The sequence below is a fragment of the Anabaena sp. UHCC 0451 genome (assembly GCF_034931405.1).
In the GTDB taxonomy this organism is placed as follows: Bacteria; Cyanobacteriota; Cyanobacteriia; order Cyanobacteriales; family Nostocaceae; genus RDYJ01.
Window position 1 is genome coordinate 51,647 of the sequence record NZ_JAYGHA010000014.1, and the last position, 25,813, is coordinate 77,459.

The following is a 25,813-nucleotide window of genomic DNA, read 5'->3' on the forward strand; positions in this document are numbered from 1 at the left end:
TGATGCTTCCAGTCCCGTTAGGGATACGCCCGTAGTGATTAATTTGTAATCAATCTTTGATAAATTGTAGCTAAAGCATCAGCATTACCGACATTACCGGGAAATAAAACCACAGGTAAATTAGGAAACTGAGGATGATCAGATGGTGTAATTACCATTGAACAACCTGCTAAAATTTGACCTAATAACCTAGCAGACGTTAAAGCTAAACCTGTACTCAAAACATCATTAGAAGTAATACCCCCCTTGCTGATTAAGAACCCTATATCAGCTGGTAAACCCTTGACAATATCCATTAATAAAGCCGAAACTGTTGCCCCAAATTCTAATCTGGTTTTAACATCTTTAAAAGTTAATTCCTGACGACTTGTGTAAACTACTGGTGTTTTACCTGCGTTATGTGCTTCTTGGATGCTGTCAATAATCTCGGTTAGCAATTTAGCAGATTCATTCACTCCATCCTCAAGTAATCTGCCCACATTAACTTCTATCCCTACCGTTCCGGCAACTGCTAACAATGATTCTAACTGTTGAGTTGTCTTTTTGACGTGAGAACCAACAATGACTGCACCTGGTTTACCCCCACGAACATATTCTGCCATATTTTCTGCGGCGATGGGTTGGGGCGGTAAAGCTGCTAAAGCTGTTAAAATGCTGGCAGCGGAGCGGAATAAAAAACGTTTTCCTTGACTTGCGGCTGTTAATACATCTACAGCAAAGGTGTTGAGATCCGCTTGAGTTTCGCCATCAACTACTCCACACTGATTATCATGGAGTTGCAATAATTTTTCTAAGCTACCTTTACGAATATCTGCAAGTAAAAATCTGATGACAGTATCTTCTGTGATGCGTCCTTTGGTTTTTTCTTCTACGTACTTAGGTAAGTAGCTGTAATTGTAACTAAAGACAGAATCACGGGCAAATTCTGTTTCGTGTACGGGAGTAGGAACACCATCAATAATTAAATAATGGATGCTGTCGCGGGTAATTCTCCCACCTTCAAAAAATGCGGGGACGAGAAAATGAGCGTCAAAGGGTCCGAGTTCTTCAGCGATGACATCGGTTTCTATGGGATAATGTCCGCGTAAGGTGGAGTCAGAACGACTAACTACGAGAAAATCGTCTATTTTTTCTGCTGCTAAGGCGATTTTTAAATTATGACAAACTTCTCTAGTTACATTTGCCGCATCTTCTGGGGTGAGCGATCGCGTATTGGTTAAAATAAAGAAAATGGGAGCATCATCTTTTAACCCTAAACGCAAGATTTCCACGTCCCAGCGCATTAATAATAGACAACTGTGAACGGTTTGAGAACCGGTAGGATCGTCATCTAAAACAATTATTTTGGGTTGGTTATTCATAGATATGTCAATGGTGGTAGATATTCTACATCTAAAATCTGTTCAATTGTGTAAGGTCAAGTTTGGGGAAAACAATTTAAACCACTTTTTTTCTTAGCTTGTCGTGCTGCATCATTATATACTTCATCCAGCACTGTTAACAGATAATTATAGAGGTTTTTTGATTTTGTTAATTTCCTGATTTCTACACGAAAATTATCAATTTCTACTTGCCAATGATTTTTACAATCAGGAATGCTCCAGTGCTGATACAATAGCAGATGTTTGAGCAGTTGCAATAGATAACTTTCTAGTTTGTATTTTTGTTCATTACCCAATGCGGAAATCTCCTCAATTAAATGTTCCCAATCAATATTTTCTATGTCTTTTTCCTGTAATTGTTGTACAGTGATTTCTAGCCACTGGGGATAATCTTGTTCATAGAGAGTTTGACTCAATAATTGAGATATCATTTAGGATTCTCCCGATTAAATAGACAGGTTGATTTTTTGGATAAGGTTTCTACATCTGACATTCTTTCATAAATTTATGATTACACTTTTCTGAGGTTTCTCAGTTCTGCTTGTACATCTAAAGCAATCTGCAATGATTGATTGAGAAGTTGTCCATATTCACTGGCTTGATTACTAACTTGTAAGTTTTGCAAATTGGCTAAATTATTTACAAGTAACTCTTGGTTGTTAGCAAGCAGTTTTTTATTATCGCGCAAAATACGCTCACTTTTCAAAGCGCGAACTAAATCTTCTCGAATCAGTTGCAGTGCAGATATAATCTGTTCTCTGTCTTTAATGTTACTTTGGGAGTTGCCAGAAGTGGCGAGTTGATCGTTAATATCTATAGCTTGAATAACGGCGTGATATTTATCAACTTCATCTAGAAGGATTGTGAGTGCGTGGGGACAGGTTAATTTTCGCCAGAGCGATCGCCCTAAAATTACAGCAATAGGTACAATAATCAGTAATATCACGCCCAATAGATTAGAAGATCCTAGAGTGGGCAAAATTATAAACGCATAAATAAAACCAACAATAATCGGTGTCAGTGCTAAAGCCACCAAAGCTTCATTAATAAAAAAGCCGATGCGCTTTTGCTTGTCTGCCATAATTGAAGGACGAAATACGTCTTCTGTGTCAAAGCCTGTTAAGCGTTTCAATTCACCTTTGCTAATTTCTAAGCCTACTAAATCTGGCTGCACCGCTAGATACTCCTGGGGGAAGGGTAATTGGTGTATCTATTTTAGTCGGGTTTACCGTGATGGTTACAGCTGTATTCGGGGAACCAGTCTTCATCTAATATTTGTTCTAAAGAACCAATGGGGATAAGGGGAAATGTGTCAAGAGAAAGTTGAGAACGATCAGATGTTTCTTTTATTGCATCTTGATAACATTCATCAAATATTTCTAAAATGTAAGGTTTTAAACTTGGACTATCTTTGAGTTCATCTTTTATTTGTGTACGAAATGTTCTAATTTCCCCTTTCCAATGTCCTTGATTTCGTTCTCTTTCATTATCCCAACATTTAACTTTTAGTAGATGTACAAGCAGTTTAATTAATAAGTTTTGAATTGTGCGTTTTTGACTTCTACCTAAAGTTTCTAATTCTTCTAATAAGTTCTCTAAATCAACAGCAGAAAATTGTCCTGTGCTAAGTTGGTTGATGGTGGTTTTTATCCACAGGTAATAATCTTGTTCGTATAGGGTTTGAGTTTCGGGTTTTGTTAGTGTTTGCATAGAATAGCCTTGGTTTTGCTATTTTTTGTTATTTTACATTAATTGAATTGCAGTTTGTACAAATTTGACTTATACTGAAAAACAAAATTGTATGTAATCAGGTTATATGTCAAATTTACTGGAAAGAATTACAGTTAATCCTAAACAATGTGGTGGTCGTCCTTGTATTCGGGGAATGAGAATTAGGGTTTCAGATGTATTAGATTTGTTTGCATCTGGTTTAAGTGCTGAAGAAATGCCGGATCTTGAAGCTGATGATCTCAAGGCAGCACTTTTATAAGTTATATACAAGCATTGAAAATAAAGAAATAATAAGGATGAAAGATGAAATTTTCCATCCTTTTTTTGTTGAAGAAATGGGGATATTATAACAAAGAAAGTTGAGTATCTGCTTGATTAACCACATAAGCAACTCGCTTTTCTATTTTTGTTTTTATTACCTTCCCTTCATTTATAGCTCTTGTTAACCAATCATCCATCTGTACTTTTCTCACTTGCAAAGAGTCCGCAAGAGATTTTGCATCCTTGGGTTGCTGTAAATGATTGAGAATTACAGGTAAAACAACGTTATAAATATCTTTAGGAATAGTTGTTAAATCTTGGGGAATAGTATTAACATTCTGTTCTGGATGTTTTGTGATTACTTTATTTTTTACAGGTTCAAAATCAGTAATAATTTTTGTTAACATCTCCCGCAAATCACCATTTTCAACTTCTGAAGGAAACGGTTTTGCACCTTGATTATATAATTGCTGATTTCCTTCTGGTACTGAAGATCCCATTTTTACAAAAATAGGAATTTCTTTCAGTTTAGATAATGCTTCTACCGCACCAGTCCAAGTTCCACCTTTACCAAAAGTAGAATTAACAACTAAGGCATAATCTGCTAAACTATAAATATATTTATTCCGTCCCATTGCATTACCTGTGTTAAAACCAGCATCAGGATCATAGCTAGAAATTAAAGTTAATCTACCTTCTTGAATACTAGAACGATATTTACTATTTACGGCTGCTTTAGTCAAACTATCAGCTAATACACCAACAGACGTTCCTCCATGATCTAAAATACCTAACATTGATTCTTGATCTATCCCTCTCGCACCACCAGAAATAACTTGTATGTTTTGTTGAGAACAAGTTTGGGCAACTCTGCGTGTGTAGTGAATAATATCCTCATCTACATCACGAGAACCTACAATTGCTAATCCTCCTAAAGATAATAATTCTGCATTTCCAACTCCATAAATAATGGCTGGTGCTGAATGTTTCAATATTTGCTTAAAACGTTTGGGATATTTAGCATCACTGCGTCCCAATATCCATAAACCCCGACTTGTCCATTTTTCCACAGCTAAACTTAACATTGCACCCCGTTGTAATAAAGCTAAAACCCTATCAGGCTTCAGTTTATTGTTCGTTATTTTTTGTAACTGTTCTGTTGCTGTTGTTGCCAATAAATCTGCTGGACGCATTTGATTTTCTCGCAACCAATCTGCTAACAAGTTATATTCACCCAAAGTCAGAGGTAGCGGTTCAATTTGGCGATTTTGTCCAAAACTGGCACACAACAGCAAAATTGCTTGAGTATCTGGTGCTAGGACATGATTTGACATAATTTTCTAATCCGATTGACCTAATGAATTAAGAGCTAATGCTACAGGATAAACTAATCCACTTCCAGCATTACGCAAAAGTGCTGCAATGACAGTAAAAGTCCAACGGGAATCTACCATATCATCAATTAAGAATACATTACCACTTATTCCTTCCCAAGAATCAATTGTAAAAGATCCATCTAAGTTATGAGCTTGTTGATAACTGTTACTCATCTTTTTTTGTAACTGAGTTGGACGAATTTTGCGAACAATAGGTTTAAATGGTAAGCCTAATTTCTCAGCTACTCTTTGCGCGAAGTTAGGTACAAGTTTTGGACGATTTAAAGAAGGAACGCAAGTTACCCAAGTGGGAAAGGGTTGAGGTTGCCAACGTTGAATCATCTCAACAGTGGCCTGTACGAGTGCATCATCAAAATTATCATCTTGATATTTTCCTTTTTTGACTAATTCTCCCCAACCTGCATCACCCCATAGAGATAATGCTCTTCCTGCTTCTGCTTTTAAATTAGCTTTGATATTTCCCGAAAATCTATAAAATAGCAATGCTTGTGGTGGCCATTGTTTGCGTGGTTCAATAATTTGATTACTACGTCGTAAATATAAAATTGCTTTATTTACAAGTTCATTTGCAAAAGTTTCTGGTAACAAAGGCTTACCCAAACACACTGCACATTTACCACATCTTTCTGGATTTGGATCATCTAATTCTGCTGCTAAAAAAGCCATTAAGCATTGTTGACTTTTCATATAGTCTAACATTCGCACTTGTTCTTGTCGGCGAATTTGTGTTAAACGTTCAATTTTTTCAGGATTGTATTGATAATTTACTGGGTTAAGATACCATTTTGAAGATCGTTTACTTACGGGTGCAGGAAATTCCAGAGATAAAATTTTTAAAACTTTATCAATTTGTCCTCTTGAAAGATTGAGTTGCTGTTCTAATTGAGGAATAGAAAAACCATCAACAGCTTTTTCTAGTTCATTCAAAACTTTTTGTGTATGAATTTCTGGAGGAAATGCTGTATTAATGAAGTAATTATTAATTTCATCATCTTCATCACCACTTAAAAGAATTCCATAAGCTGTTTCTACTGCTCTACCGGCTCTACCTACTTGCTGATAATAATGTACAACAGAACCAGGTCTTTGATAATGAATGACAAAGCCTAAATCTGGTTTGTCGAACCCCATACCTAAAGCTGTTGTTGCCACTAATACTTTAATTTGATTATTGAGTAATTCGTCTTCTAATGCTATGCGAACTTCAGTATCTAAATCTCCATAATAGGCTTTAGCATTAATACCTTGGGTTTTTAACCAATCAGCAACTCGTTGAGCATCCCTTACAGTTAATGCGTAAATAATACCACTTCCGGGTAACTGAGGCAGATGTTGAGCTAACCAAGCTAATCTTGCTGCTTGACTGGGAAGATAAATATTTTGTAAGCGCAGACTTTTTCTAGTTAAATCGCCTCTAGAAATACGCAAATTTGATCCCAATTGATCTTTAATATCATCAACTACTCGGTTGTTAGCTGTAGCCGTTGTAGTCAAAACAGGAATATTTTGTGGTAATGCTTGTAAAACTCTAACAATTCGGCGATAATCAGGACGAAAATCATGTCCCCAGTCAGAAATACAATGAGCTTCATCAACTACAAATAACCCAATTTTTTGAGATAATGGCAAAAGAATATTTTCTCTAAAATCTTCATTTGCTAATCTTTCTGGAGAAATTAATAAAATATCTACTTGATTTGTTAACAACTTTGTTTTAATAATATTCCATTCATCAGGATTACTAGAGTTAATTGTTTCTGCTTTTATCCCAATACGGTTTCCGGCTGCAATTTGGTTTCGCATTAATGCTAAAAGAGGGGAAATTAAAAGAGTACAACCAGCACCTTGATCTCGTAACAAGCGAGTTGCTAAAAAATAAACTAGACTTTTTCCCCAACCTGTGCATTGAATGACGAGTAACCGTGATTTGTTCAGTAGTAAGTCTTCAACAGCTTCCCATTGTCCATCACGAAAATCAGCGTTTGGGTTATTCAAAGCCTGACGCATCAGGAATAAGGCTTTTTCTTTGAGTATGGTTGTCATATATGCTGAGTATCTATTTATCATACTGTTGTAGCATAAAAGATAACCAACACTATTTATATTGGGTTGATCAATATATTTATGCTTACTATAAGCGTGAAGTGATGTCTGGGATGTGGTGCGATGCTTAAGATAAATCAATCTGTTGTGCGATCGCTTATCCTAGAAAATAGATGAATGCCTTATTTTCCTATAGAGGTCAGTTAGCATGGATATCAGTGTAACTTTAAATCAGATCAAAGCCCTGAGTATTGCTGATAGAATTCGTATTGTCCAAGAGATTTTAGAAAGTATTGCAGCAGAACAAGCTTATCCCGATTTAACAGCAGCGCAAAAACAAGAACTTGATCGTCGCATTACTGATTATGAAGCAAATCCAGATAATGTCATGACATAGGAGGGAATTGTAAAGCGAGCGCATACTTGACAAGTTAAGTTAAAATCAAAAACTTACCTAAAAAATACTATGCTAAAAACTATCTGGGCTACCGTTCGCCAAGGAAAAATTGAATTACTAGAACCAGGAGAAATACCTGAAGGTGCAAAGGTGTTAGTCACTATTTTACCTGATGATGAAAGTCAGTTTTGGTTACAAACAAGTCAGGTTTCTCTTGATACGATTTGGGATAATAACGAGGATGATATTTATGCCGAACTACTCGAAAAATGATATCATCTTAGTTCGTTATCCCTTTTCAGATTTATTTGGTTCAAAAGTCAGACCCGCAGTTATTGTCAATACGACCCATACATCTCAAGACCTTTTTATTGTTCCGCTAACAAGCAAAACAACATCATTGCTTGTAGGTGAGTTTGTATTGTCTGATTCCAAAGGAGCAGGTTTGAATGTTGAAACAGCAGTTAAACGGGGTTTATACACAGTACAACAAAGTTTAGTTGTGGCAAATATTGGGAGATTAACTAATCCCGACATTGAACAATTAGAGCAATCTTTACGTGAGTGGTTAGGACTGTAATGTATTGCGTTCGTGTAGCTTTTTAAAGCGATCGCTCCCCCTAAATTCCATTAAATTACTTCAATGTATACAGCGATTACAGCTATGCTTGAAAATGACAGCTTTGGGTATTCAAACATTGACATATTAGAGTTTATCAAACCTTTCCAAATCCGAAGAGCGATCGCCTAATCTTTAAGTTTATTACCATCACTAAATTATATAGGTGCGATCGCCCAGGAAAATATATCTACAGAGAGATGGTTAAAATCACACACTTATGCATTTGTAACTCAGGATAAAGAAGTGTACAAAATTAGACAGCCTTGGGAACTTATAACTATGTAAAAGGTCATATAGGAAATCTAACTAAAGTCACCTATTTGACCAAAGGATCTCAATGTTGCACAAGTCTTCATTCACTTCGTTTTGCAAAGACGTTTTAACAGTTACAAGCCTTTCTGTCGTAGCTTTAATGTCTGTCCCCACTGATGTTTTCTCTTTAACAACGGAAATAGCTAATGAGAAAAAAGGATTAGAAACAAACCTCTTGACAAATAAATTAGGTGGAGGAGAATCGGATTTCTTCCTTGCTAAAAAAGATAAAGATGATGATAAAAATAATCGTCGCAGAGGTGGCGATGACGACGATGATGATGATGACGACGATGATGATGATGATGATGATCGCAAAAATAACTATCGTAGACGTTATGACGATGATGACCGTGATAACTATCGCAGACGTGAAGACCACAGGGGAGAATATCATCGTTCATCAAAATTCTATCGCGTCAGGGATTGGAATTGCTTCTTCAAAGTAGGAAGGTTAGTTAATAACAAAACAAAAGGTTTGGTTGTACATCTAGATATCCTAGAAAAACCAGTTACGAAATATGCAAATGTTGTCTACAAAGTCTACGCTCGTCAAAACAATCGCTGGGTGCAATTTTACACCAATACCGGAGCAAGATTAATTGAAAATAAAGGAGGAAAATACTTTTTAGCCCCAGAAGTAATCGAATTTAGTAAACTGCGACTAGGTAACATTAATTTATCGAAGTCAGATTTAAGATTTGTCACCGAAATTCGCTATGATACCAATAGTAAACGTGATGAAAGATTGGTATTTGAAGATGTCTGGAATTATAGTTCAATTAGCGAAATTAGTAGTATTACCCAGCTAACCAGCGTCAGCGCAACAACCACTACAACAACACAAAACATTAGTTATAACAACAACTATAATAGACGTGATGACGATGATGATCGTCGCCGAACTGAAGCGCGAAGAGAAGACAAAAAAGAAGAAAAACGTTACTCATCTAAAGCCTTCAGAGTCCAAGATTGGAACGGCTCATTTAAGGTAAAAAGATTAGTCAATTCTAATCAAAGAGCCTTAGTTTTATATCTAGATATCCTGGGTAAACCAGATACTAAATATGCAAATGTAGTTCACACAGTCTATGGCCGTCAAAACAATAGCTGGACTCAATTTTATCGCACTACAGGAACTAGACGGATTGAAAAGAAAGGCAAAAATTACTTCTTAAACCCAGAAGTAATCGAACTCAGTAGACTGAGATTAGGTAATGTTGACTTATCAAGATCAGACCTAAGAGTTGTCACAGAAATTCTTTATGATCTTAAAGGCAACCGGGAGGAAAGATTACTCTTAGAAGATGTTTGGAGTTATAGTTCAATTACCGAAATTAATAATATCACTCAGCTAACTACTGTCAGCAACACAACTACTACAACCACCCAAACAGCCAGTTATAACAATAACCAGAAACGTTACTTATCCAAAGCCTTTAAAGTCAAAGATTGGAATGGCTTATTTAAATTAGGAAGATTAGTCAATTCCAATAAAAAAGGCTTTGTAGTCCATCTAGATATCCTAGACAAACCAGTTACTAAATACGCCAATGTAGTTTACACAGTCTATGCTCGTCAAAACAATCGTTGGGTACAATTTTACAGCAGTACCGGAGCAAGGCTAGTTGAAAAGAAAGGGAACAAATACTTTTTAAACCCAGAATTAATCGAATTTAACAAACTTCGACTAGGGAATATTAACTTGTCGAAATCAGATTTAAGATTTGTCACAGAAATCCGCTATGATACCAATAGCAGACGTGATGAAAGATTGGTATTGGAAAATATCTGGAACTATAGTTCTATTACCGAAATTAATAGCATCAGTCAGCTAGATGTTGTCAGCTATTAACTATTTAATAGACATCTCCAAAAAAGAATGTAGGGACAATTCATGAATTGTCCCTACGAGGGTTTCAGGCTACGCATATTTAATTTCTGGAGATGTCTAATGAGAGAATAAAGCACAATATTTAGCTACTTTCATCATGCTATAAGAGTTTAGCATTACTAAGCCCCTACTAAACTAAACCATGCTGTATAACTAAGGATACAAACCCCTATCAGTCAAAGCTTGGGCGACTCTACCTACACCTAGCATATAAGCAGCCAGCCGTAAATTTACTTTTCTAGCTTGTGCTTGTTGAATCACTTGACGGTAAGCATTCACCATTAAATGTTCCATTTCCCGGTTCACTCTTTCCTCATCCCAGAACAAGTAAGAAAGACCTTGTACCCATTCCAAATAACTAACTACCACACCCCCAGCATTAGCCAAAATATCCGGTAAAACCGTCACACCACGGGCTTCTAAAACTCGGTTCGCTTCCAAAGTCACCGGTCCATTAGCAGCTTCAGCGACAAACTGGGCTTGAATCTGATCAACATTTTCTTCCGTAATTTGATTTTCTAAAGCAGCAGGAATTAATACATCACAAGGTAAAGTTAGTAAATCTGCGTTACTAATGGGTGTAGCTTGGGGAAAACCTACCACACTGCGATGATTTTCAGCAGCGTAGGCTTTTAAAGCCGGAATATCAAGACCAGTTTCTGAATATACGCCCCCTGCACCACTGGAAACAGCAATAATTTTTGCTCCCTCTTGATGTAACAATTCAGCCGCAGCACCGCCCACATTACCGAAACCTTGAATGGCAATTCTCACACCAACAAGGGATTTACCTTGATCTGCTAAGGCTTCACGGACAATAATCATTACACCGCGTCCCGTAGCCATTTCTCGTCCTAGAGAACCACCGACGGAAAGCGGCTTACCTGTGACAATACCTGGTACAGCATGACCGACATTGACAGAATAAGTATCCATCATCCACGCCATTTCACGGGATGAAGTCCCCATATCCGGGGCTGGTATATCTACGGATGGTCCAATGTCTTTAATTAATTCGCTGATATAACGCCGACTAATGCGTTCTAACTCCCCAACACTGTATTTTTTCGGATCTATGGGAATTCCACCTTTAGCACCACCGTAGGGAATACCTAACAACGCACATTTCCAAGTCATTAACATAGCTAAAGCGGAAACTTCCCGTAATGTTACCGCCGGATGGTAACGAATACCACCTTTATATGGTCCTAAAATATCGGAATGTTGTACCCGATGTCCCGCTAAAACTCGTATTTCCCCACTATCCATTTTTATGGGTATGGAAACTGTGACGACTTTACGGGGATGGCTGAGAATTTCTAATAAACCAGGATCTAATTTTAATTCTTTACCAGCCCATTCTAAATAGCTACAAGCTTGGTCAAACGGGCAAATATGCGCTGGAGAGTGATTTTCCCAGACTGGACGAGAGGTTGTAACCATAAAATTTACTCCTCATCACGGTATTTTGGTGAACCGGATATGTATGGTTAGCTTACCCTGGGTTTCAAAAAAAATAGCATTTTTGTATTTTTCGTTACAATTTTATATACATTTTTGTGTATGCAAATAACTGCTCTGCTTAAAGGAACAAATGTTTTACAATTATTTAAGTTTTATTAAATTAAACCCAGATCCCCCAATTTTCACTTTTTAATCCTCATGAAAACCCAAGAAACCAAATCACAAAATCAATTACCTTTACCACCTGGAAACTTAGGTTTACCTGTCATTGGTGAAACAATTAGCTTTTTAAATGATCCAGATTTTGCTACCAAAAGACAAAAGAAATACGGTAACATTTTTAAAACTAATATCTTTGGCTCTGCCACAATTATGATGATAGGAGCAGATGCAAATCGGTTTTTATTTAGTGGAGAAAATCAGAACTTTACCATTAAATGGCCTGAAAGTGTTTCAGTATTACTCGGACCAGCTTCTTTATCAATACAAACAGGTAGCATTCATCAAACTAGACGCAAATTATTATCTCAAGCATTTCAACCCAGAGCTTTAGCAAGTTATACACCTGCAATGGTAGAAATTACTAATAGCTATTTACAGCAATGGGCAAATTTAGGTCAATTAACTTGGTATCCTGAACTAAGAAACTATACTTTTGATGTGGCCTGTAAATTATTAGTAGGAACAGATACTACTAATGATCCTCATTTTACGGAATTATTTGAAGAATGGGTTCAGGGTTTATTTACCCTTCCCATCCGTTTACCTTGGACTAGGTTTAGTAAAGCTTTAAAAAGTCGAGATCAGTTATTAGCAAAAATCGAAGAGATTATTTTGCAACGTCAAAGACAACCAATTTTAGCAACCAGTTCTGAACAAGATGCTTTAGGTTTATTGTTAAATGCAACAGATGAAGATGGTAATAGTTTGAGTATAGAAGAACTCAAAGACCAAATTCTCACATTATTATTTGCTGGACATGAAACCTTAACTTCTGCACTAGCTTCTTTTTGTTTACTCTTAGCACAAAATCCAGAAATTTTAGCAGCAGCAAGGAAAGAACAACAACAAATAATTTGTACAGGTGAGCTAACATCTGAACATCTTAAACAAATGACATATTTGGATCAAATACTCAAAGAAGTTTTGCGAGTTATACCTCCTGTTGGTGGTGGTTTTCGTGAAGTTATTCAAGATTGCAAATTTAATGGCTATCACATTCCTCAAGGTTGGAGTGTGTTATATCAAATTGGAAAAACACATCAAGATACAACTATCTACAAAGATGCGAAAAATTTTGATCCAGAAAGGTTTAATACAGATAGGGCTGAGGATAAATCTAAACCTTTTAGTTATGTGAGTTTTGGGGGTGGAATGAGAGAATGTATAGGTAAGGAGTTTGCTAAATTGGAAATGAAAATATTTGCTGCTTTGTTATTACGTGGTTATGAATGGGAACTTGTCGCAGGGCAGAATTTAGATTTAGAAATTGTACCTACGCCCAAACCTCGTGATGGTTTAAAGGTGATTTTCCGTTCTATTGGTGTGAAGTAAAAAATTTGATGTGAATTAGAAATTGGGTGTTGGGTTGCGCTATTGCTGAACCCAATAGTAAGTATTCAATTATAGCATCTAGATCCCCGACTTCTTGCCATTGATTATAATTTATTAACACAATCAAAGAATAAGTCGGGGATCTTAACCAACATTAACTAAATCAATTAAATGAATGTTTCTGGTGTAAAACTCCCATGTAAACCATAGGGAATATGATGTTTAAGGTGTAGTTTTGCAACCGTACCTTTTTGGAAATCTTGAGCATTTAAAATGACTACATCTGAGCGATGATATTCTGCATCATAAACTAAAGCTATTACCCATCCATCATCTTCTTGTTGAGAATTTGGACGAGGAATAAAGATTGGTTCACCCATAAAACCACGGGGTGCTGCACTCCAAATTTCTCTTGTATCTGATTCTAAATCAAGTTTCAGAATTGCTTGTAAAGGTGCATTTCCTATGGGGTAATGAGCCGCAGCAGCATATAAATAACGGTAGGGTTTACCTACATTAGTAGGGTGAATAGTCGGAAATTCACAACTACGGTTATCTATTAACTGACTTTGTACTTTGTTATCTAACAAATCCAGATTAAATCGCCAAAGTTGCCCAGGTGCATTTGCTTCAAATTCGGTTTTTCGATAATCGCTATTTGGTTCAACTTCTGTTAATGATTCATAGCAAATTGAATCAATAACAATTTGATTTCCACATTCAAAAGCATTGACGTGATGGAAGATAAAACCAGCTTTGGTTTCTAAAACTTTTACTCCATCTTGAGCAGCCTTGCTATTTACACGGGGAATAACTATGATTTTTGTAGGTTGATTTTTTTGGACTTTAATACATTGTCCGGCGCTGGCTATTCCTAAAGCGAAGGGTATGGGGTTGAACTTTACAGGGTTTTGGAAGAAGATACAGTAATTTTCTGTAATCACAAAATCATGGATGAAGCAAAAACCAGGAATATTATGATTTTGTTTGCTGATAATTTCCCCGTTGCTGTTAAGTTCAAAAATTGTAATTGTGGTAGTTGGTCCTGGTTTAATGGCAAAGTTAACTAATTTACCATCAGGAGTAATGCGGGGATGGGCGCTAAAGGCTTCACCTGGGGATAAAACATCATTAAAATATTCTTTTCCTAATGTTTCTAGGGTTTGGGGATTTAATAAATAAGGTTCTGCTGCTTCCCATAATGCTAAGAGTTTTTGACCCCAGTAGATAAGATTAGTATTAGCAATGTGTTTGATTTTGAAATCAAAGGCGTTAGCTAACCAACCTCCTGGTTTTTGTGTACCAAATACACCACGATAAAGGATTTTTCCGGCTTTTTTTTCTGCTAAATAACCGTCTGTTTCTACAAATCTGTTACGAAAATGGGCGCGACCATTGCTAAAAGTTATGCGGCTAATCATTCCATCACCATCGAAAGGATGATGTAATCTTTGTCCGTTAATATCTAATAAGCCTGGTCCATTTCTAAATAGTGTTCCTTGTAATTCTAAAGGTATGTGTCCTTCTATTTCATCAATCCAATAATCATATTCTTGGGTGAGAGATTTATATCCTCCTTGCCAGTCTTCTTGAGTGTAGGATTTTTCGGCAATTGGATTGTTTTGAGACTCTAATATCTGCATATTTTTGGATGTGATTTAAACTTTGACTTGTTGTAATGTTTGGGAAAATCTAAATTTGCTGAATTAGCCAGTTATGATTTTGGCTTCTTCCTTGTCTGGCAATATTTTGATAAATATTAGCGGTAATAAGGCAATCGAATTAGTGATTATCACTAATAACCATAGAGCGTCAAAGTTAGTTTCGGTAATGCCTAACCAGTGCATGATTAAAGCTCCAGATTCTCTAGAAATAGCTCCTCCTAAGTTGAATATTGACATTAAAAGTGCAAATAATGTAGCTTCTATTCCCAAGGGACAAATTCTTGCTGCTAATACCATCACGGGCATGAATGCAATTTGTCCCATGACGGCGAGAATTAAGCTATCACCTAAACTAAACCATTGATCATCTATTCCTAAAGTTCTATTTGCGTGGGTTACTAACAGTAATATTGTCATTCTTAATACCGCTGAAATTAAGATACTCCAACCACAAATAGTCCGAAAAGGAACAGTTTTTAGAAAACGTTGAAAAATCCAAATTCCAATTAATGAAGCTAAACTTGTCACTAAATGGACTCGTCCTAAAAATTCAGGCTGAAAATGTAGTTCGTTGGTGAAAAAGTAGAAAAATGCGGCTTCTCCACTGGGGGTAGATTGCCAAATAAATATAAATAATGTAGGTAGCCAAATTGCTTCTTGTGTAAAGGCTTGGCGTAGTTGTTTTAGTTGATTTTTTATGGTTAATATGTTATTCTCTTGATGGAATTGACTATCTTTATTAACTGGTGTTTCATTGATTAACCAAGCTACTAATGAGATAATTAATGGAAATAGTGCAGTAATTAAAAATACTGTGCGGGTGGTGAAATATTCAAGCAGTAAACCACTAAAATAAGCTGTTATTAAGCCGCCAAGGGCGGTAAAACCCCAACACAAAGATTGTAGAGAACCTGCTTTGGAATGGGATTCTCCCCTAGCACGTTCAACAACGAGGGAGTCAACAATCACATCACTGAAAGCAACGGAGAGGGAAGATAGAGCGATCGCTATTGTTGCACTCCAGCTATTATTTACTATAGTGGACATACTCACCCAAGCGGCTGCGCCCAATATCCCAGATAACAGCAAATATGGTCGTCTGCGATAGCCAAATATGGGTAAACCATCGGAAATAAATCCAAATAATGGCTTAATCATCCAAGGTAAGGCAACTATTCCCAACAGTGCTGATACTTCGACTGGACTCAAATGTAATTCATCTTTGAGGAAAAAGCTCACGGCTAGACGAGCTAATCCTAATATGCCTTGAACAAAGTAGACTGCCAGAATCGCAATTAATTCTGGATTAGGTTCATTACCTAAGAGGATTTTTTTGGTTACTGAGTCTTTGACCTTGGGCAAGCCAGAGGAGTCAATCAGCATTTTATGAATATTCTTTAAGTTTTATCTACTTTCTTATCATATCTAGATAGAGATGAAATGAACAGTTAAAAGATTCAGTAGGAACTCTATTCAACTAATATTCAGTCTACATAAGAAAAATTTGTGATCTAATTTTCCTGTATCTGACACACAAACCGAGTTAAGATACCCGAAGTTTCCAGAAATTTTTTATAGACTTGTTACACTATTTGACCCCATGAACCTTACTGCTACTTCTTTATCAATTATAGCAACTCTTGGTCTGTTAGCACCTGTACAAGCTCAGGTAATACAGCTACCAGACTCCAATAAGCCAGCACAACCTATTGATAGTAACGAACCTAACACTCTCCGTCCGAGTGGACAGAGTAACAGCTTGTTAAGCATGGAAGGTGGCGATCGCTTGATGAAAGACGCAGCCCAAGCTGTGTCAGGTCAAAACTATTCCTTAGCTGCTAAAAAGCTCCAAGAAGCACGTCAACTTTATAACCAGCTATCTAATTTTTACCAAGATTTAAATTCCAGTTTTTCTGGTATTGACATTAGAGTATCCGACTCTCAACGCAAAAAAGCCCTAGAAACTGCTCAAAAACGAGACGAAGCTACCTATCAGTTAGCATTAGTACATCGGGCATTAAATCAGACAGAATTAGCTGTGCCTTTATTAATTCAAATTATTAAGAGTCAAAACCCCACACGAGAATTAGGCAAAAAAGCTTATCAACAACTCTTTGAATTAGGTTTTGTGGATACAGCCTATCCGCGACAAGGCTCAAAATAGGTGACAGGTGACAGTAACAGAGGAAGTTAGTAGGGGCGAAGCATTCGGAAGATAAGCCTGGGAAAAAACCGATAATTGATAGCGAAGCGCTGCTGCAAGCAGGTCGCCTGAATGCTTCGCCCCTACTGGGGAAAAAACTGATAATTTATCAGCCGAATGCTTCGCCCCTACGACTTACGTTCATAATAGAGAAGTATGTTTTTTCAGGAATTGCGATGATTACTCCGCAGCAGGTTGAGGAAATGATCAAGGCGGAACTACCAGATGCACAAATTCAAGTGCAAGACTTGACTGGTGGTGGTGATCACTATCAGGTGACAGTAGTTTCATCGCAGTTTGCAGGTAAGGGACTGGTACAACAACACCAGTTGGTTTATGGTGCATTGCAGCAAGCTATGTCAACTGAAGCGATTCATGCTTTGGCTCTCAAAACATCTACTCCCGAAGCTTCACCAGCAACAAACTAATTTTAGGTTTTTGGATTTTAGATTTTGATGTGAGAATTAAAAACCTTCAATTCACAAATCGAAATCTCAGATTGTATTGAATTTCAGCAACAAGGAAGTAAAAAAATATGACCCCAGAACTAAAAGAGAAAATTGATAACTTGCTACAAGAAAACAAGATTATGGTTTTCATGAAGGGAAACAAGTTAATGCCTCAATGTGGTTTCTCTAACAATGTTGTCCAGATTCTCAATACCTTGGGAGTTCCTTTTGAGACAGTCGATGTTCTCTCCGATTCTGAAATTCGTCAAGGCATCAAAGAATACTCACAATGGCCAACAATTCCCCAAGTTTACATTAATGGTGAATTTATCGGCGGTTCTGATATTTTGATTGAATTGTATCAAAAAGGCGAATTGCAGGAAAAAGTGGAAGTAGCACTAGCTTCCTAATATCTAAATATCTAAATTTGTGATGTTTTTATAGCTCTTGAAAATGAGGGATATTCCATTTTCAAGAGCTTTTTTGTGGATTAAAATTTGTATTTTAATTCCCAGGGAACAGGGAATAGGGAAATATCAAGCAAAACTCCCCTTAGTTGCTGAATACCAAGGGGAGACACTTTTTCAATAAAGTATTTACACATTTCATACCGTTGGATACAGTTGACCAATGCAAAAATTATGCTAAGATCATCTGCGGCGATACAGAGTAGAAACAAAAAACAGTGGATTGTTTTTAGTAGTACCCGTGTTGTCTTTCCGGCTCTGGCTGTGCAACGGCAAAGTTTGATCCATCGTACAAGTAGCGGCTTGCTTCTTCCTCAAGGCGATGAATCAGATAAGCCTCAATTGCATTACTTTGTCGCAGTGCGGCTAGATATCCATCCAAATACATCCGCATATCATCCATACGATAACCGCGATTCCATAACTCAACGAAGGCGTCAGTTAGTTTTTGGTAATAACGGATTGTTTGTGTGTCTTGGAGCATAACTGCTGTTTTAATCTCTTGAGAATGAGAATTGTATATGATTCACGCTTGAAAGTGAAGTATGACTTCCTTCTTAAGTATTAACCCAAAGTTAAGAAATTGACTTTGGGTTAGACCCCTCAGCAGCTAATAACTTAATTAGATCCTAAGCTAGAAAACTAGGAGTAGGATTATTTGGTAAACTATTTTTATGATTTTGCCTCTGAATAAGTTAATCCGATTATTGGCGATCGCCTAATCTATATCCATTTAAATCAAGCCTACATAGAATAGAACTAAACCCTAAAAATATAAAGGAATTAATTCTTTTTTATGTTCAGCTTCATTTAGAATTGGTATTAGTGATCACACAATCAAATACCCTGACATCATTAGGCTGACAGAATTTAAAACAGATAAAAGCTACCTTGTGTCAAGATAGTTTTCTCATTTTACTATACTTCTTGAGGTAGATGCCCAAATAGAAAAAAATTTTGTTCAGTCTCACCAAAAAATGAACCCATTAGGGATAGACAAAGCCAAAATAAAATTTATTTAAATTTCTTGCAAGGATTTCTTTGAGCAAATGTAAAGATTGTAGCAACTGAAGTAACAAAGGCTACAAAACCTTCTGCTTGAGCTTGTTAATTTGAGAGTCATCGACGCTAAGGGGTCTTGCCACTGTGGGTTCGGTTTGTATTGAAATCGTTGAGGGGAATCCCCATCTGAGGTCGTTGCTGGGTTGGCACTTGCAACAACTGGAATACCGAGTACATCAAGCCGCCAGCATATATCAAGCAAGGGAAGTCTTTTTAAGTCATCAGCCAACACTGGTGATTTTAGATGCGGACTTGCAAGATGGTGATGGTATTGAGTTTTGTCGTTGGTTAAATCGTCAGCAACAGCCTTTAATTCTCATGTTATCTGCCCGTAACAATGAAGCAGATATTGTTGCTGGTTTAAAAGCAGGAGCAGATGATTACTTGAGCAAACCTTTTGGAATGCAAGAGTTTCTGGCTAGGGTAGAGGCACTAATTCGCCGTAACCGTACACCTACTGCACCTGCTTACTTGGACTATGGTACGTTACAAATTGATTTAGTACAACGTCGAGTCCGTTTTCAAGGGGAGTTTATCGACTTAACACCCCAAGAATTCAGTTTGTTGTATGTTTTAGCCCAAGCAGGTGGATTACCTTTGAGTAGGTCAGAATTACTGCGTCGTGCTTGGCCAGACGCTATTGATAATCCGCGTACTATTGATACTCATGTTTTATCACTACGCAAAAAAGTGGAACTTGATCCGCGTCAACCCAATTTAATTCAAACTATCCGTAATGTTGGATACCGATTTAACATGGAAATTTTGAACGCCAATGTTCCACAATCACAAACAAAGTTAGCTAAAGAGAGATTCACCAATCCACGTTCTACCCTTGCTACTCAAAGCACTTGATGGAAGATTGGGGACTGGGGATTGGGGACTGGGGACTGGGGACTGGGGAGATTAATCACCCAATTACCAATTACCAATTACCAATTACCAATTACCAATCCTCCGATGCTTGATGTTCTGCTTTGATCAGGCTGGTTTTTAACTCCTCCCAGTTGATATCAGGGGCTGGGTGATTTGCCAGTATTTGACCTTGCTGGAGATGTAACAAACGGGTGCTAAATTCTTGAGCCAGGTCAAGTTGGTGGTTGATCATCAAAATAGCGGCTGTAGGGGCTTGAGAAGAGGGTTGAGTTAGTTGGGCGATGATATTCACCAAAAGGGAAGCTTGACCAGGGTCTAAGGCAGAAATAGGCTCATCTAGAAGTAAAATTTTGGGTTGGATGACTAAGGCACGTGCGATCGCTACTAATTGTCTTTGTCCGGCTGAAAGCTGTACTTCGGTACGTCCTAACCAATTTTCAGGAATTTGTAGTTGTTCTCTCCAATAACTGACTTTTTCCTGAATTTGCTGCTTCGGCCACTTTCGCAAAACTAAAGGATAAGCTATGGCTTCCCCAACTGTCATCCCCAACAGTTTAGTTTCTTGGTGTACTAATGTGACCTGTTGACGTAGTTGGATGATAGGAATTTGGTGATATTCCTGATTTTCCAGATAAATTTTACCACTAGTAGGTTCGGTTAAACGGTTGAGAAGTCGCAGGAGGGACGTTTTACCAGCACCAGAATGACCGATAATTGTGATGCGATCGCCACTAAAAACTTCAAAAGAAATATCCTGTAAAATTGGATATCCTGGTAAATTATTCCTTGCTTGACTTTTGAGCTTTGTAAAGAGATTAACTTGCTCTAATTTGAGCATGATGGGGTGATTGGTGATTGGTGACTTGTGATTGGGAAAAATTAACTAATGACTAATAACCAATGACTAATGACTAATTGCAGTATTAATAGTCCAAGCATCTACTAATAACAATAACAGAGTACAACAAAATAAAATTAGATACATCCAAGGTTGGGCTAAAGGACGGACATCGGTAGTATCAATGTCTGTTTTAGATTGTACAAAGTTTACTAAACGGTTAAAACCAGCAACACGCATGGGTAATAAATATGCTTTTCCATCGTGACTGAGGAAATAATAAACTAAACCTCCTTGACCGGTGCTGCGAGGTTTTAAACTTTTAATATCATTCCACGATAGACACCAACCTTTACGAAAGAAGGAAGGGACCCACACAGGATAAATAACTTTTATTTCCTGATCATTAACAATTACTCTTTCGGTTAATACTGCATATAATCCCACAAAACCTATAGCAATTCCTACCCATAATAATATCGGTGGTGTTGGTGCTTTGGTGACTTCTGCTAAAAATGGTAGGGGAACTGTTAAGGCTATATATAATGTCAATAATGTAATTCTAATCAGGGGAGCAAGATGAAAGGTAGTATTTGTATTATTGGGTAATTTGGTTGTCATTGTTCAATTTTCATAGTATTTCTTTTTTATTATACAGTAGTTAGAACTTCAGAATTTCAGGATTTCAGGATATTGATTTTTTCAGAAGTTCGATTTTTCAGAAGTTCAGATTTTCAGAAGTTCGATTTTTCAGAAGTTCGATTTTTCAGAAGTTCGGTTTTTCAGAAGTTCGGTTTTTCAGAAGTTCGGTTTTTCAGAAGTTCGATTTTTTGAAGGTGCAGTTTTTGGGAAGTTCGATTTTTCAGAAGTTCGGTTTTTCAGAAGTTCGGTTTTTCAGAAGTTCGATTTTTCAGAAGTTCGATTTTTTGAAGGTGCAGTTTTTGGGAAGTTCGGTTTTTGCAAAGTTGCGATTTTTTGGAAGTTGCGATTTTGGGAAGTTTAAATTTTCAGAAGTTGCGATTTTTGGAAGGTGCGGTTTTTGGGAAGTTCAAATTTTCGGAAGTTCGATTTTCGGAAGTTCGATTTTCGGAAGTTGGGATTTTTGCAAGGTGCAGTTTTTCAGAAGTTCGGTTTTTGGGAAGTTCGATTTTGAAGTTCGGTTTTTGGGAAGTTGCGATTTTCAGAAGTTCGATTTTTTGAAGGTGCAGTTTTTGGGAAGTTCAGATTTTCGGAAGTTCGATTTTTCGGGTAAAAATTACTCTTACCCAATCACCAATCACCAATCACCAATCACCAATCACCAATCACCATTTCATCTTCATTTCATCTAAGGTTGACATATTGAGAGATGAACAGTATTTAGCTCCTGAAATGCTTACATACTCTACAAAACCAACCCTAAGTAACAGCTTACCATCATCCCGGCTGTTTGCAAACGTGACCGAAGCATTGGGTAAAGTTCCCATTGTGCGGTTAAATAAAATCCATCCCCATTGTCAACATCATCATCTATATTTAAAACTAGAATCTTGTAACCCCGGTGGAAGTATTAAAGAAAAAAACGCTGCTTATCTGGTGAATGAAGCAGAAAAACAAGGTTTATTACTGCCTGGTGGTACAATTGTTGAGTCTAGCTCTGGTAACTTTGGTATTGGTTTAGCTATTGTCGGTGCAACTAAAGGTTATCGGGTAATGATTGTTATTGATGCAAAAACACCTGTAACTATGCGCCGAATGCTTACCGCTTATGGTGCAGAACTCGTTGAAGTGCCTTTAAGTGCTACCGATGCTCAAGGTTCAATGCAGGTAGCAAGAATGACTAAAGCTCAGGAATTAGCTGCAAATATACTCGGCGCTTGGTATCCCTGCCAACATAAAAATCCTCTTAATACTGATGCTCATGAAATCTGGACAGCGCGGGAAATTGTTGACGCTTTTGGGGGTGCGCCTGATGCTATAGTTATAGGTGTGAGTACAGCTGGTCAATTAGGGGGTATTAGTCGCTACTTTAAAACATATTATCCCCAAACCAGAATTATTGGTGTTGATGTGGCTGGATCGGCTATTTTTGGTACTCCCAGACACCCCTATAAGATGACTGGACTGGGTTTGTCCTTCGTTCCCCCCAATTTTGACCCCCAGGTGTTAGACGCTGCTTATAGCGTCAATGATGCTTTGGCTTTTTCCGTTTGTCATGCTTTGGCTAAATATGAGGGTATGCTTTTAGGCGCTTCTACGGGGGCGATTGTGGCCGCTGCTTTAGCTGATACCCAAAGATTTTCTCAACCACAAACTATGTTGTTACTAAATCCTGATCGGGGCGATCGCTATCTAGAAACAGTTTACAATACTGATTGGTTAAGTGTAAATAAGATCAATATTTTGCAACGTGACGATCTGGTAACAGCTATTTCTCGACTTTATCCTGTACTTGTGGATCTTGTTAGATCGCAGGTCGGTTTTTAACAGTAAAGTATTTTTTTCTCACGCAGAGGCGCAGAGGCGCAGAGAGTAAGAGGATGAAGTTGGAAGAATATACATCTAAAAATGTGAGTTTGGGGACTTTATGGCGGGAATTTTTGCCTTTATCCCTGAGTGATGTGACTATGGCCTGTGGTGATCCGATGATGACTACTACTTTAGCTTATCTTCCTGATGCTCAGGTTAATATAGCGGCTATAGGTGTAGCTAAGTCTTTAGCAATCTTTTTTGAAAGTCCTATTATTATGATCCTGCACGCTGCCAATGCTTTGGCAGGTTCACAAAAATCTAGGGAAGCATTATGGCGTTTTACTTTGCTTGCAGGTGGAGGTCTAAGTTTTTTATTAGGTTTGTTGGGGATACCTATCATATTTAATTCTGTTGGTGTGAGTTTGTTGGGTATTCCTTCGGCAATGTTAGCTACAGTCAGTCAAGTATTATTAATAGCTTGTGGTTGGCCGTTTGCGATCGCATGGCGGCGTTATTTCCAAGGTTTATTAATTTACCACGGTAAACCCCGTGCATTAGCTATAGCTAGTATTTTCAGGCTTTTAACATTGGCGTTAGTTTTAGCAAGTGGTTTTTTTATACAAATAGCTGGGGGTGTATTAGCAGGAATAGCTCTGATTAGTGGGGTGATAGTTGAAGCAGTGGCTGTAACATTTTTTGCTTATCGCAGTGGAGCAACCATACCCCCAGAAACAGAAACTAAACCCGGTTTACCCCAAAACTTACCCCAGGTATGGAAATTTTATTTCCCCCTCGCAAATACAATGATGGTAGTTTGGGGAGGGAGAGCGATATTAATTAGTATTCTTGCCCGCGCTCAAGATGCTACAATTGCCATTGCTGCTTGGTCTGCTGCGTGGGGTTTGGTATTAGTAATTGCCAATTCTACCCGCATGGTACAACAAATGGTGATTAAATATCGCCATCAAGTGAGCGATCGCCAACTTTTGACTTTTGCTATGAGTGTGGGTGCAGTTTGTTCCACATTATTATTATTGATGAGTGTAACACCTGTAGGCGATCGCATAGTTCAAAGTTTTATCGGTAATGATCTTACCCTTGCAAATAGCATCAAACCTGTACTTTTAATATGTGCCATTGTACCATTATTTGTCGCCTTGCAAAATGCAACTCAAGGTTTTTTAGTCAGTGAAAATCGCACAGGTCATGTTAATATATCCACATGGTTAGGAACAGGAACTTTATTAATAATTGCCAGTTTTGCTATTAATAAAGGTATGAATGGAGCAATAGCCGCTGCCATAGCTATGATAGCATCAATGATAGTGGAAATTACTTGTTTACTGTGGAAAAGAGTGGTAAAGACAGCGTAAAGTTAGAACCATGATCAACCTGACTTTCTACTTCTAATTTACCTTTGTGAGTTTGGGTAATGGCCAAAGCAATAGCTAAACCCAAACCCGATCCACCAGTATTTCGAGAACGATCAGCATTGACACGATAAAAGCGATCAAAAATGTGAGGAATATCAGCAGCAGGAATACCAATTCCTGTATCTTTAACAGTAATCATAGCATAATTATTATTAGCTGATAAATTAATCTTCACTTCCCCACCAGCAGGAGTGTATTTAATTCCATTACTGACCAAATTTAACAATAAGCGATAAATTTGACCTTCATTACCTTGAATATAAAAATTAGCATCTTCAGAAATATGACTAGATAATAAAACCTCAGCATCCATCGCTAAAGGTAATAATTCTTCCTCTACATCTGCAAACATATCATTTAAACAAATTTGTTGTAAATTTATATCTAATTTTGCTGTTTGTAAACCACTTTCTAACCTAGATAATAATAACAAATCTTGAGTTAAACAACTTAATCTTTTTACCTGTCGTTGTAGAGCGTGTTTACTTTCCTGGGGAATAGAATTTGTGTCTATAATAGTTTGTAGAGAAGCAATAGGAGTGCGTAACTCATGAGCAGCATCACCCGTAAATTGTTGTAATTGTTGATATGATTTTTCAATAGGAAGCATAGCTAAACCAGCTAACCACCAACCCGCACCACCAATAATAAACATAGAAAAAGGAACACCCAAAATTAACAATAAATGCAAACCATTCATATAATGATTTAATCGTTGCACCGATCTTCCCACTTGTAAATAACCCCATAATTGATTATCATGAATAATTAAAGGCATTAAATGTAAATGATATAACTCACCCTGACGATTTGTGATATCATAAGAATAATTCAGATCAAAATTATCAGGAAACTGATCGGGAGAATTATAAAAACCAGCAATAGATTCACCCTTTAAATTCAATAATCTCACATAATGACCATCTAACAAAAGACCCATCACCGCAGATTCAGATTTAAAAATAGGACAAGATTGTTTTTGAAAACAAATTTCCGGTAAAGAATTACTAATATTAACAGGTAAAACACCAGGAGTTTTCAAACGTGGTTTTAACTTATCTTCAAAAATTCTTCCAAAAACCTCCAACTCACGATCAATAGTCCGAGTAAAAGCTTTAACCATCACCATATGAGCGAGATAACCACATATTAATAAAGTCGCACCCATCACCCCTGCATAAGTAATAGCTAACTTAAACCGAGAATAATGAAACAGAGAATTATGATTCATAAAAAAATCGAAATTATGAATCTATCATATCCAAAAAATATCTAAAACAATCAATTCTCTGCGTCCTCTGCGTCTCTGCGGT

The 25,813-nt window shown here is 37.2% G+C and carries 25 protein-coding genes; 12 read left to right on the plus strand and 13 right to left on the minus strand.

Annotated features, from left to right (window positions below):
• Nucleotides 1-38: 38 nt before the first annotated feature.
• From VB694_RS11490 to VB694_RS11505, 4 genes are all read right to left on the minus strand, one after another.
• Nucleotides 39-1,361 (minus strand): four-carbon acid sugar kinase family protein, encoded by a 1,323-nt coding sequence (locus tag VB694_RS11490; protein WP_323360448.1) that lies wholly within the window; start codon nt 1,359-1,361, stop codon nt 39-41.
• Between the two features lie 56 nt (nt 1,362-1,417).
• Nucleotides 1,418-1,813 (minus strand): DUF29 domain-containing protein, encoded by a 396-nt coding sequence (locus VB694_RS11495; protein ID WP_323360449.1) that lies wholly within the window; start codon nt 1,811-1,813, stop codon nt 1,418-1,420.
• A gap of 80 nt (nt 1,814-1,893) precedes the next feature.
• Nucleotides 1,894-2,556 (minus strand): hypothetical protein, encoded by a 663-nt coding sequence (locus VB694_RS11500; protein ID WP_323360450.1) that lies wholly within the window; start codon nt 2,554-2,556, stop codon nt 1,894-1,896.
• A gap of 41 nt (nt 2,557-2,597) precedes the next feature.
• Entirely contained in the window at nt 2,598-3,092 is a 495-nt protein-coding gene (locus tag VB694_RS11505; protein WP_323360451.1) for a DUF29 domain-containing protein, read from the minus strand.
• A gap of 106 nt (nt 3,093-3,198) precedes the next feature.
• On the opposite strand from VB694_RS11505, the gene VB694_RS11510 reads away from it, so the two are divergent.
• Nucleotides 3,199-3,372, plus strand: coding sequence for a DUF433 domain-containing protein (locus tag VB694_RS11510; RefSeq protein ID WP_323360452.1), 174 nt, complete (start codon nt 3,199-3,201; stop codon nt 3,370-3,372).
• 85 nt (nt 3,373-3,457) lie between these two features.
• On the opposite strand, the gene VB694_RS11515 is transcribed toward VB694_RS11510, so the two are convergent.
• Nucleotides 3,458-4,708 (minus strand): DNA-processing protein DprA, encoded by a 1,251-nt coding sequence (locus VB694_RS11515; protein ID WP_323360453.1) that lies wholly within the window; start codon nt 4,706-4,708, stop codon nt 3,458-3,460.
• A gap of 6 nt (nt 4,709-4,714) precedes the next feature.
• Entirely contained in the window at nt 4,715-6,814 is a 2,100-nt protein-coding gene (locus tag VB694_RS11520; RefSeq protein WP_323360454.1) for a RecQ family ATP-dependent DNA helicase, read from the minus strand.
• A 208-nt stretch (nt 6,815-7,022) separates the two neighbouring features.
• Here VB694_RS11520 and VB694_RS11525 point away from each other — a divergent pair, with 208 nt between their 5' ends.
• The 4 genes from VB694_RS11525 (at nt 7,023) to VB694_RS11540 (ending at nt 10,000) form a co-directional block, all read left to right on the plus strand.
• Entirely contained in the window at nt 7,023-7,211 is a 189-nt protein-coding gene (locus VB694_RS11525; RefSeq protein WP_323360455.1) for an addiction module protein, read from the plus strand.
• A 69-nt stretch (nt 7,212-7,280) separates the two neighbouring features.
• On the plus strand, nt 7,281-7,484 hold the full coding sequence (locus tag VB694_RS11530; RefSeq protein ID WP_323360456.1) for a hypothetical protein: 204 nt from the start codon (nt 7,281-7,283) through the stop codon (nt 7,482-7,484).
• Complete coding sequence (locus VB694_RS11535; protein ID WP_323360457.1) at nt 7,462-7,791, plus strand: type II toxin-antitoxin system PemK/MazF family toxin; 330 nt, start codon at nt 7,462-7,464, stop codon at nt 7,789-7,791. Before VB694_RS11530 ends, VB694_RS11535 begins: the two co-directional genes overlap by 23 nt.
• A gap of 454 nt (nt 7,792-8,245) precedes the next feature.
• The gene (locus tag VB694_RS11540) at nt 8,246-10,000 is read left to right on the plus strand and encodes a hypothetical protein (protein ID WP_323360458.1); all 1,755 of its coding nucleotides are present in this window, start codon (nt 8,246-8,248) and stop codon (nt 9,998-10,000) included.
• Between the two features lie 192 nt (nt 10,001-10,192).
• Here VB694_RS11540 and VB694_RS11545 read toward each other — a convergent pair whose 3' ends face one another.
• Nucleotides 10,193-11,482, minus strand: coding sequence for a Glu/Leu/Phe/Val dehydrogenase (locus tag VB694_RS11545; protein ID WP_323360459.1), 1,290 nt, complete (start codon nt 11,480-11,482; stop codon nt 10,193-10,195).
• Nucleotides 11,483-11,701: 219 nt separating this feature from the next.
• Here VB694_RS11545 and VB694_RS11550 point away from each other — a divergent pair, with 219 nt between their 5' ends.
• Entirely contained in the window at nt 11,702-13,057 is a 1,356-nt protein-coding gene (locus VB694_RS11550; protein WP_323360460.1) for a cytochrome P450, read from the plus strand.
• Nucleotides 13,058-13,224: 167 nt separating this feature from the next.
• On the opposite strand, the gene VB694_RS11555 is transcribed toward VB694_RS11550, so the two are convergent.
• Nucleotides 13,225-14,700, minus strand: coding sequence for a carotenoid oxygenase family protein (locus VB694_RS11555; protein ID WP_323360461.1), 1,476 nt, complete (start codon nt 14,698-14,700; stop codon nt 13,225-13,227).
• 63 nt (nt 14,701-14,763) lie between these two features.
• Complete coding sequence (locus VB694_RS11560) at nt 14,764-16,104, minus strand: folate/biopterin family MFS transporter (protein WP_323360462.1); 1,341 nt, start codon at nt 16,102-16,104, stop codon at nt 14,764-14,766.
• A 217-nt stretch (nt 16,105-16,321) separates the two neighbouring features.
• Here VB694_RS11560 and VB694_RS11565 point away from each other — a divergent pair, with 217 nt between their 5' ends.
• The 3 genes from VB694_RS11565 to grxD all read left to right on the plus strand — a co-directional run bounded on the left by VB694_RS11565 (nt 16,322) and on the right by grxD (nt 17,783).
• Nucleotides 16,322-16,885: a hypothetical protein gene (locus VB694_RS11565; protein ID WP_323360463.1), complete on the plus strand. Its 564-nt coding sequence runs from the start codon at nt 16,322-16,324 to the stop codon at nt 16,883-16,885.
• A 215-nt stretch (nt 16,886-17,100) separates the two neighbouring features.
• The gene (locus VB694_RS11570) at nt 17,101-17,352 is read left to right on the plus strand and encodes a BolA family transcriptional regulator (protein ID WP_323360464.1); all 252 of its coding nucleotides are present in this window, start codon (nt 17,101-17,103) and stop codon (nt 17,350-17,352) included.
• Nucleotides 17,353-17,459: 107 nt separating this feature from the next.
• The gene (gene grxD, locus VB694_RS11575) at nt 17,460-17,783 is read left to right on the plus strand and encodes a Grx4 family monothiol glutaredoxin (RefSeq protein ID WP_323360465.1); all 324 of its coding nucleotides are present in this window, start codon (nt 17,460-17,462) and stop codon (nt 17,781-17,783) included.
• A 286-nt stretch (nt 17,784-18,069) separates the two neighbouring features.
• Here grxD and VB694_RS11580 read toward each other — a convergent pair whose 3' ends face one another.
• On the minus strand, nt 18,070-18,324 hold the full coding sequence (locus VB694_RS11580) for a DUF6761 family protein (RefSeq protein ID WP_323360466.1): 255 nt from the start codon (nt 18,322-18,324) through the stop codon (nt 18,070-18,072).
• 662 nt (nt 18,325-18,986) lie between these two features.
• On the opposite strand from VB694_RS11580, the gene VB694_RS11585 reads away from it, so the two are divergent.
• Complete coding sequence (locus VB694_RS11585) at nt 18,987-19,757, plus strand: response regulator transcription factor (RefSeq protein WP_323360467.1); 771 nt, start codon at nt 18,987-18,989, stop codon at nt 19,755-19,757.
• A gap of 91 nt (nt 19,758-19,848) precedes the next feature.
• On the opposite strand, the gene VB694_RS11590 is transcribed toward VB694_RS11585, so the two are convergent.
• Nucleotides 19,849-20,616: an energy-coupling factor ABC transporter ATP-binding protein gene (locus VB694_RS11590; RefSeq protein ID WP_323360468.1), complete on the minus strand. Its 768-nt coding sequence runs from the start codon at nt 20,614-20,616 to the stop codon at nt 19,849-19,851.
• Between the two features lie 66 nt (nt 20,617-20,682).
• Nucleotides 20,683-21,237, minus strand: a complete 555-nt coding sequence (locus tag VB694_RS11595; RefSeq protein ID WP_323360469.1) for a hypothetical protein — start codon at nt 21,235-21,237, stop codon at nt 20,683-20,685.
• 750 nt (nt 21,238-21,987) lie between these two features.
• Here VB694_RS11595 and VB694_RS11600 point away from each other — a divergent pair.
• Both VB694_RS11600 and VB694_RS11605 read left to right on the plus strand, forming a co-directional pair.
• Nucleotides 21,988-23,082: a PLP-dependent cysteine synthase family protein gene (locus VB694_RS11600; RefSeq protein ID WP_416233480.1), complete on the plus strand. Its 1,095-nt coding sequence runs from the start codon at nt 21,988-21,990 to the stop codon at nt 23,080-23,082.
• A gap of 53 nt (nt 23,083-23,135) precedes the next feature.
• Nucleotides 23,136-24,440 (plus strand): hypothetical protein, encoded by a 1,305-nt coding sequence (locus VB694_RS11605; RefSeq protein WP_323360471.1) that lies wholly within the window; start codon nt 23,136-23,138, stop codon nt 24,438-24,440.
• Here VB694_RS11605 and rppB read toward each other — a convergent pair.
• The gene (gene rppB / locus VB694_RS11610; protein WP_323360472.1) at nt 24,400-25,731 is read right to left on the minus strand and encodes a two-component system sensor histidine kinase RppB; all 1,332 of its coding nucleotides are present in this window, start codon (nt 25,729-25,731) and stop codon (nt 24,400-24,402) included. The two genes, VB694_RS11605 and rppB, sit on opposite strands and share 41 nt — an antisense overlap.
• Nucleotides 25,732-25,813: the final 82 nt, after the last annotated feature.

Bases quoted from the DNA above. Each gene is read 5' to 3' on its own strand.
- VB694_RS11535 (WP_323360457.1), top strand. From the start codon at position 7,462: ATGCCGAACTACTCGAAAAATGATATCATCTTAGTTCGTTATCCCTTT.
- VB694_RS11550 (WP_323360460.1), top strand. From the start codon at position 11,702: ATGAAAACCCAAGAAACCAAATCACAAAATCAATTACCTTTACCACCT.
- rppB (WP_323360472.1), bottom strand. From the start codon at position 25,731: ATGAATCATAATTCTCTGTTTCATTATTCTCGGTTTAAGTTAGCTATT.
- VB694_RS11570 (WP_323360464.1), top strand. From the start codon at position 17,101: ATGATTACTCCGCAGCAGGTTGAGGAAATGATCAAGGCGGAACTACCA.
- VB694_RS11595 (WP_323360469.1), bottom strand. From the start codon at position 21,237: ATGACAACCAAATTACCCAATAATACAAATACTACCTTTCATCTTGCT.
- VB694_RS11490 (WP_323360448.1), bottom strand. From the start codon at position 1,361: ATGAATAACCAACCCAAAATAATTGTTTTAGATGACGATCCTACCGGT.
- VB694_RS11495 (WP_323360449.1), bottom strand. From the start codon at position 1,813: ATGATATCTCAATTATTGAGTCAAACTCTCTATGAACAAGATTATCCC.
- VB694_RS11605 (WP_323360471.1), top strand. From the start codon at position 23,136: ATGAAGTTGGAAGAATATACATCTAAAAATGTGAGTTTGGGGACTTTA.
- VB694_RS11505 (WP_323360451.1), bottom strand. From the start codon at position 3,092: ATGCAAACACTAACAAAACCCGAAACTCAAACCCTATACGAACAAGAT.
- VB694_RS11590 (WP_323360468.1), bottom strand. From the start codon at position 20,616: ATGCTCAAATTAGAGCAAGTTAATCTCTTTACAAAGCTCAAAAGTCAA.
- VB694_RS11525 (WP_323360455.1), top strand. From the start codon at position 7,023: ATGGATATCAGTGTAACTTTAAATCAGATCAAAGCCCTGAGTATTGCT.
- VB694_RS11515 (WP_323360453.1), bottom strand. From the start codon at position 4,708: ATGTCAAATCATGTCCTAGCACCAGATACTCAAGCAATTTTGCTGTTG.
- VB694_RS11560 (WP_323360462.1), bottom strand. From the start codon at position 16,104: ATGCTGATTGACTCCTCTGGCTTGCCCAAGGTCAAAGACTCAGTAACC.
- VB694_RS11540 (WP_323360458.1), top strand. From the start codon at position 8,246: ATGTCTGTCCCCACTGATGTTTTCTCTTTAACAACGGAAATAGCTAAT.
- VB694_RS11510 (WP_323360452.1), top strand. From the start codon at position 3,199: ATGTCAAATTTACTGGAAAGAATTACAGTTAATCCTAAACAATGTGGT.
- VB694_RS11600 (WP_416233480.1), top strand. From the start codon at position 21,988: ATGCTTACATACTCTACAAAACCAACCCTAAGTAACAGCTTACCATCA.
- VB694_RS11530 (WP_323360456.1), top strand. From the start codon at position 7,281: ATGCTAAAAACTATCTGGGCTACCGTTCGCCAAGGAAAAATTGAATTA.
- grxD (WP_323360465.1), top strand. From the start codon at position 17,460: ATGACCCCAGAACTAAAAGAGAAAATTGATAACTTGCTACAAGAAAAC.
- VB694_RS11555 (WP_323360461.1), bottom strand. From the start codon at position 14,700: ATGCAGATATTAGAGTCTCAAAACAATCCAATTGCCGAAAAATCCTAC.
- VB694_RS11520 (WP_323360454.1), bottom strand. From the start codon at position 6,814: ATGACAACCATACTCAAAGAAAAAGCCTTATTCCTGATGCGTCAGGCT.
- VB694_RS11565 (WP_323360463.1), top strand. From the start codon at position 16,322: ATGAACCTTACTGCTACTTCTTTATCAATTATAGCAACTCTTGGTCTG.
- VB694_RS11545 (WP_323360459.1), bottom strand. From the start codon at position 11,482: ATGGTTACAACCTCTCGTCCAGTCTGGGAAAATCACTCTCCAGCGCAT.
- VB694_RS11580 (WP_323360466.1), bottom strand. From the start codon at position 18,324: ATGCTCCAAGACACACAAACAATCCGTTATTACCAAAAACTAACTGAC.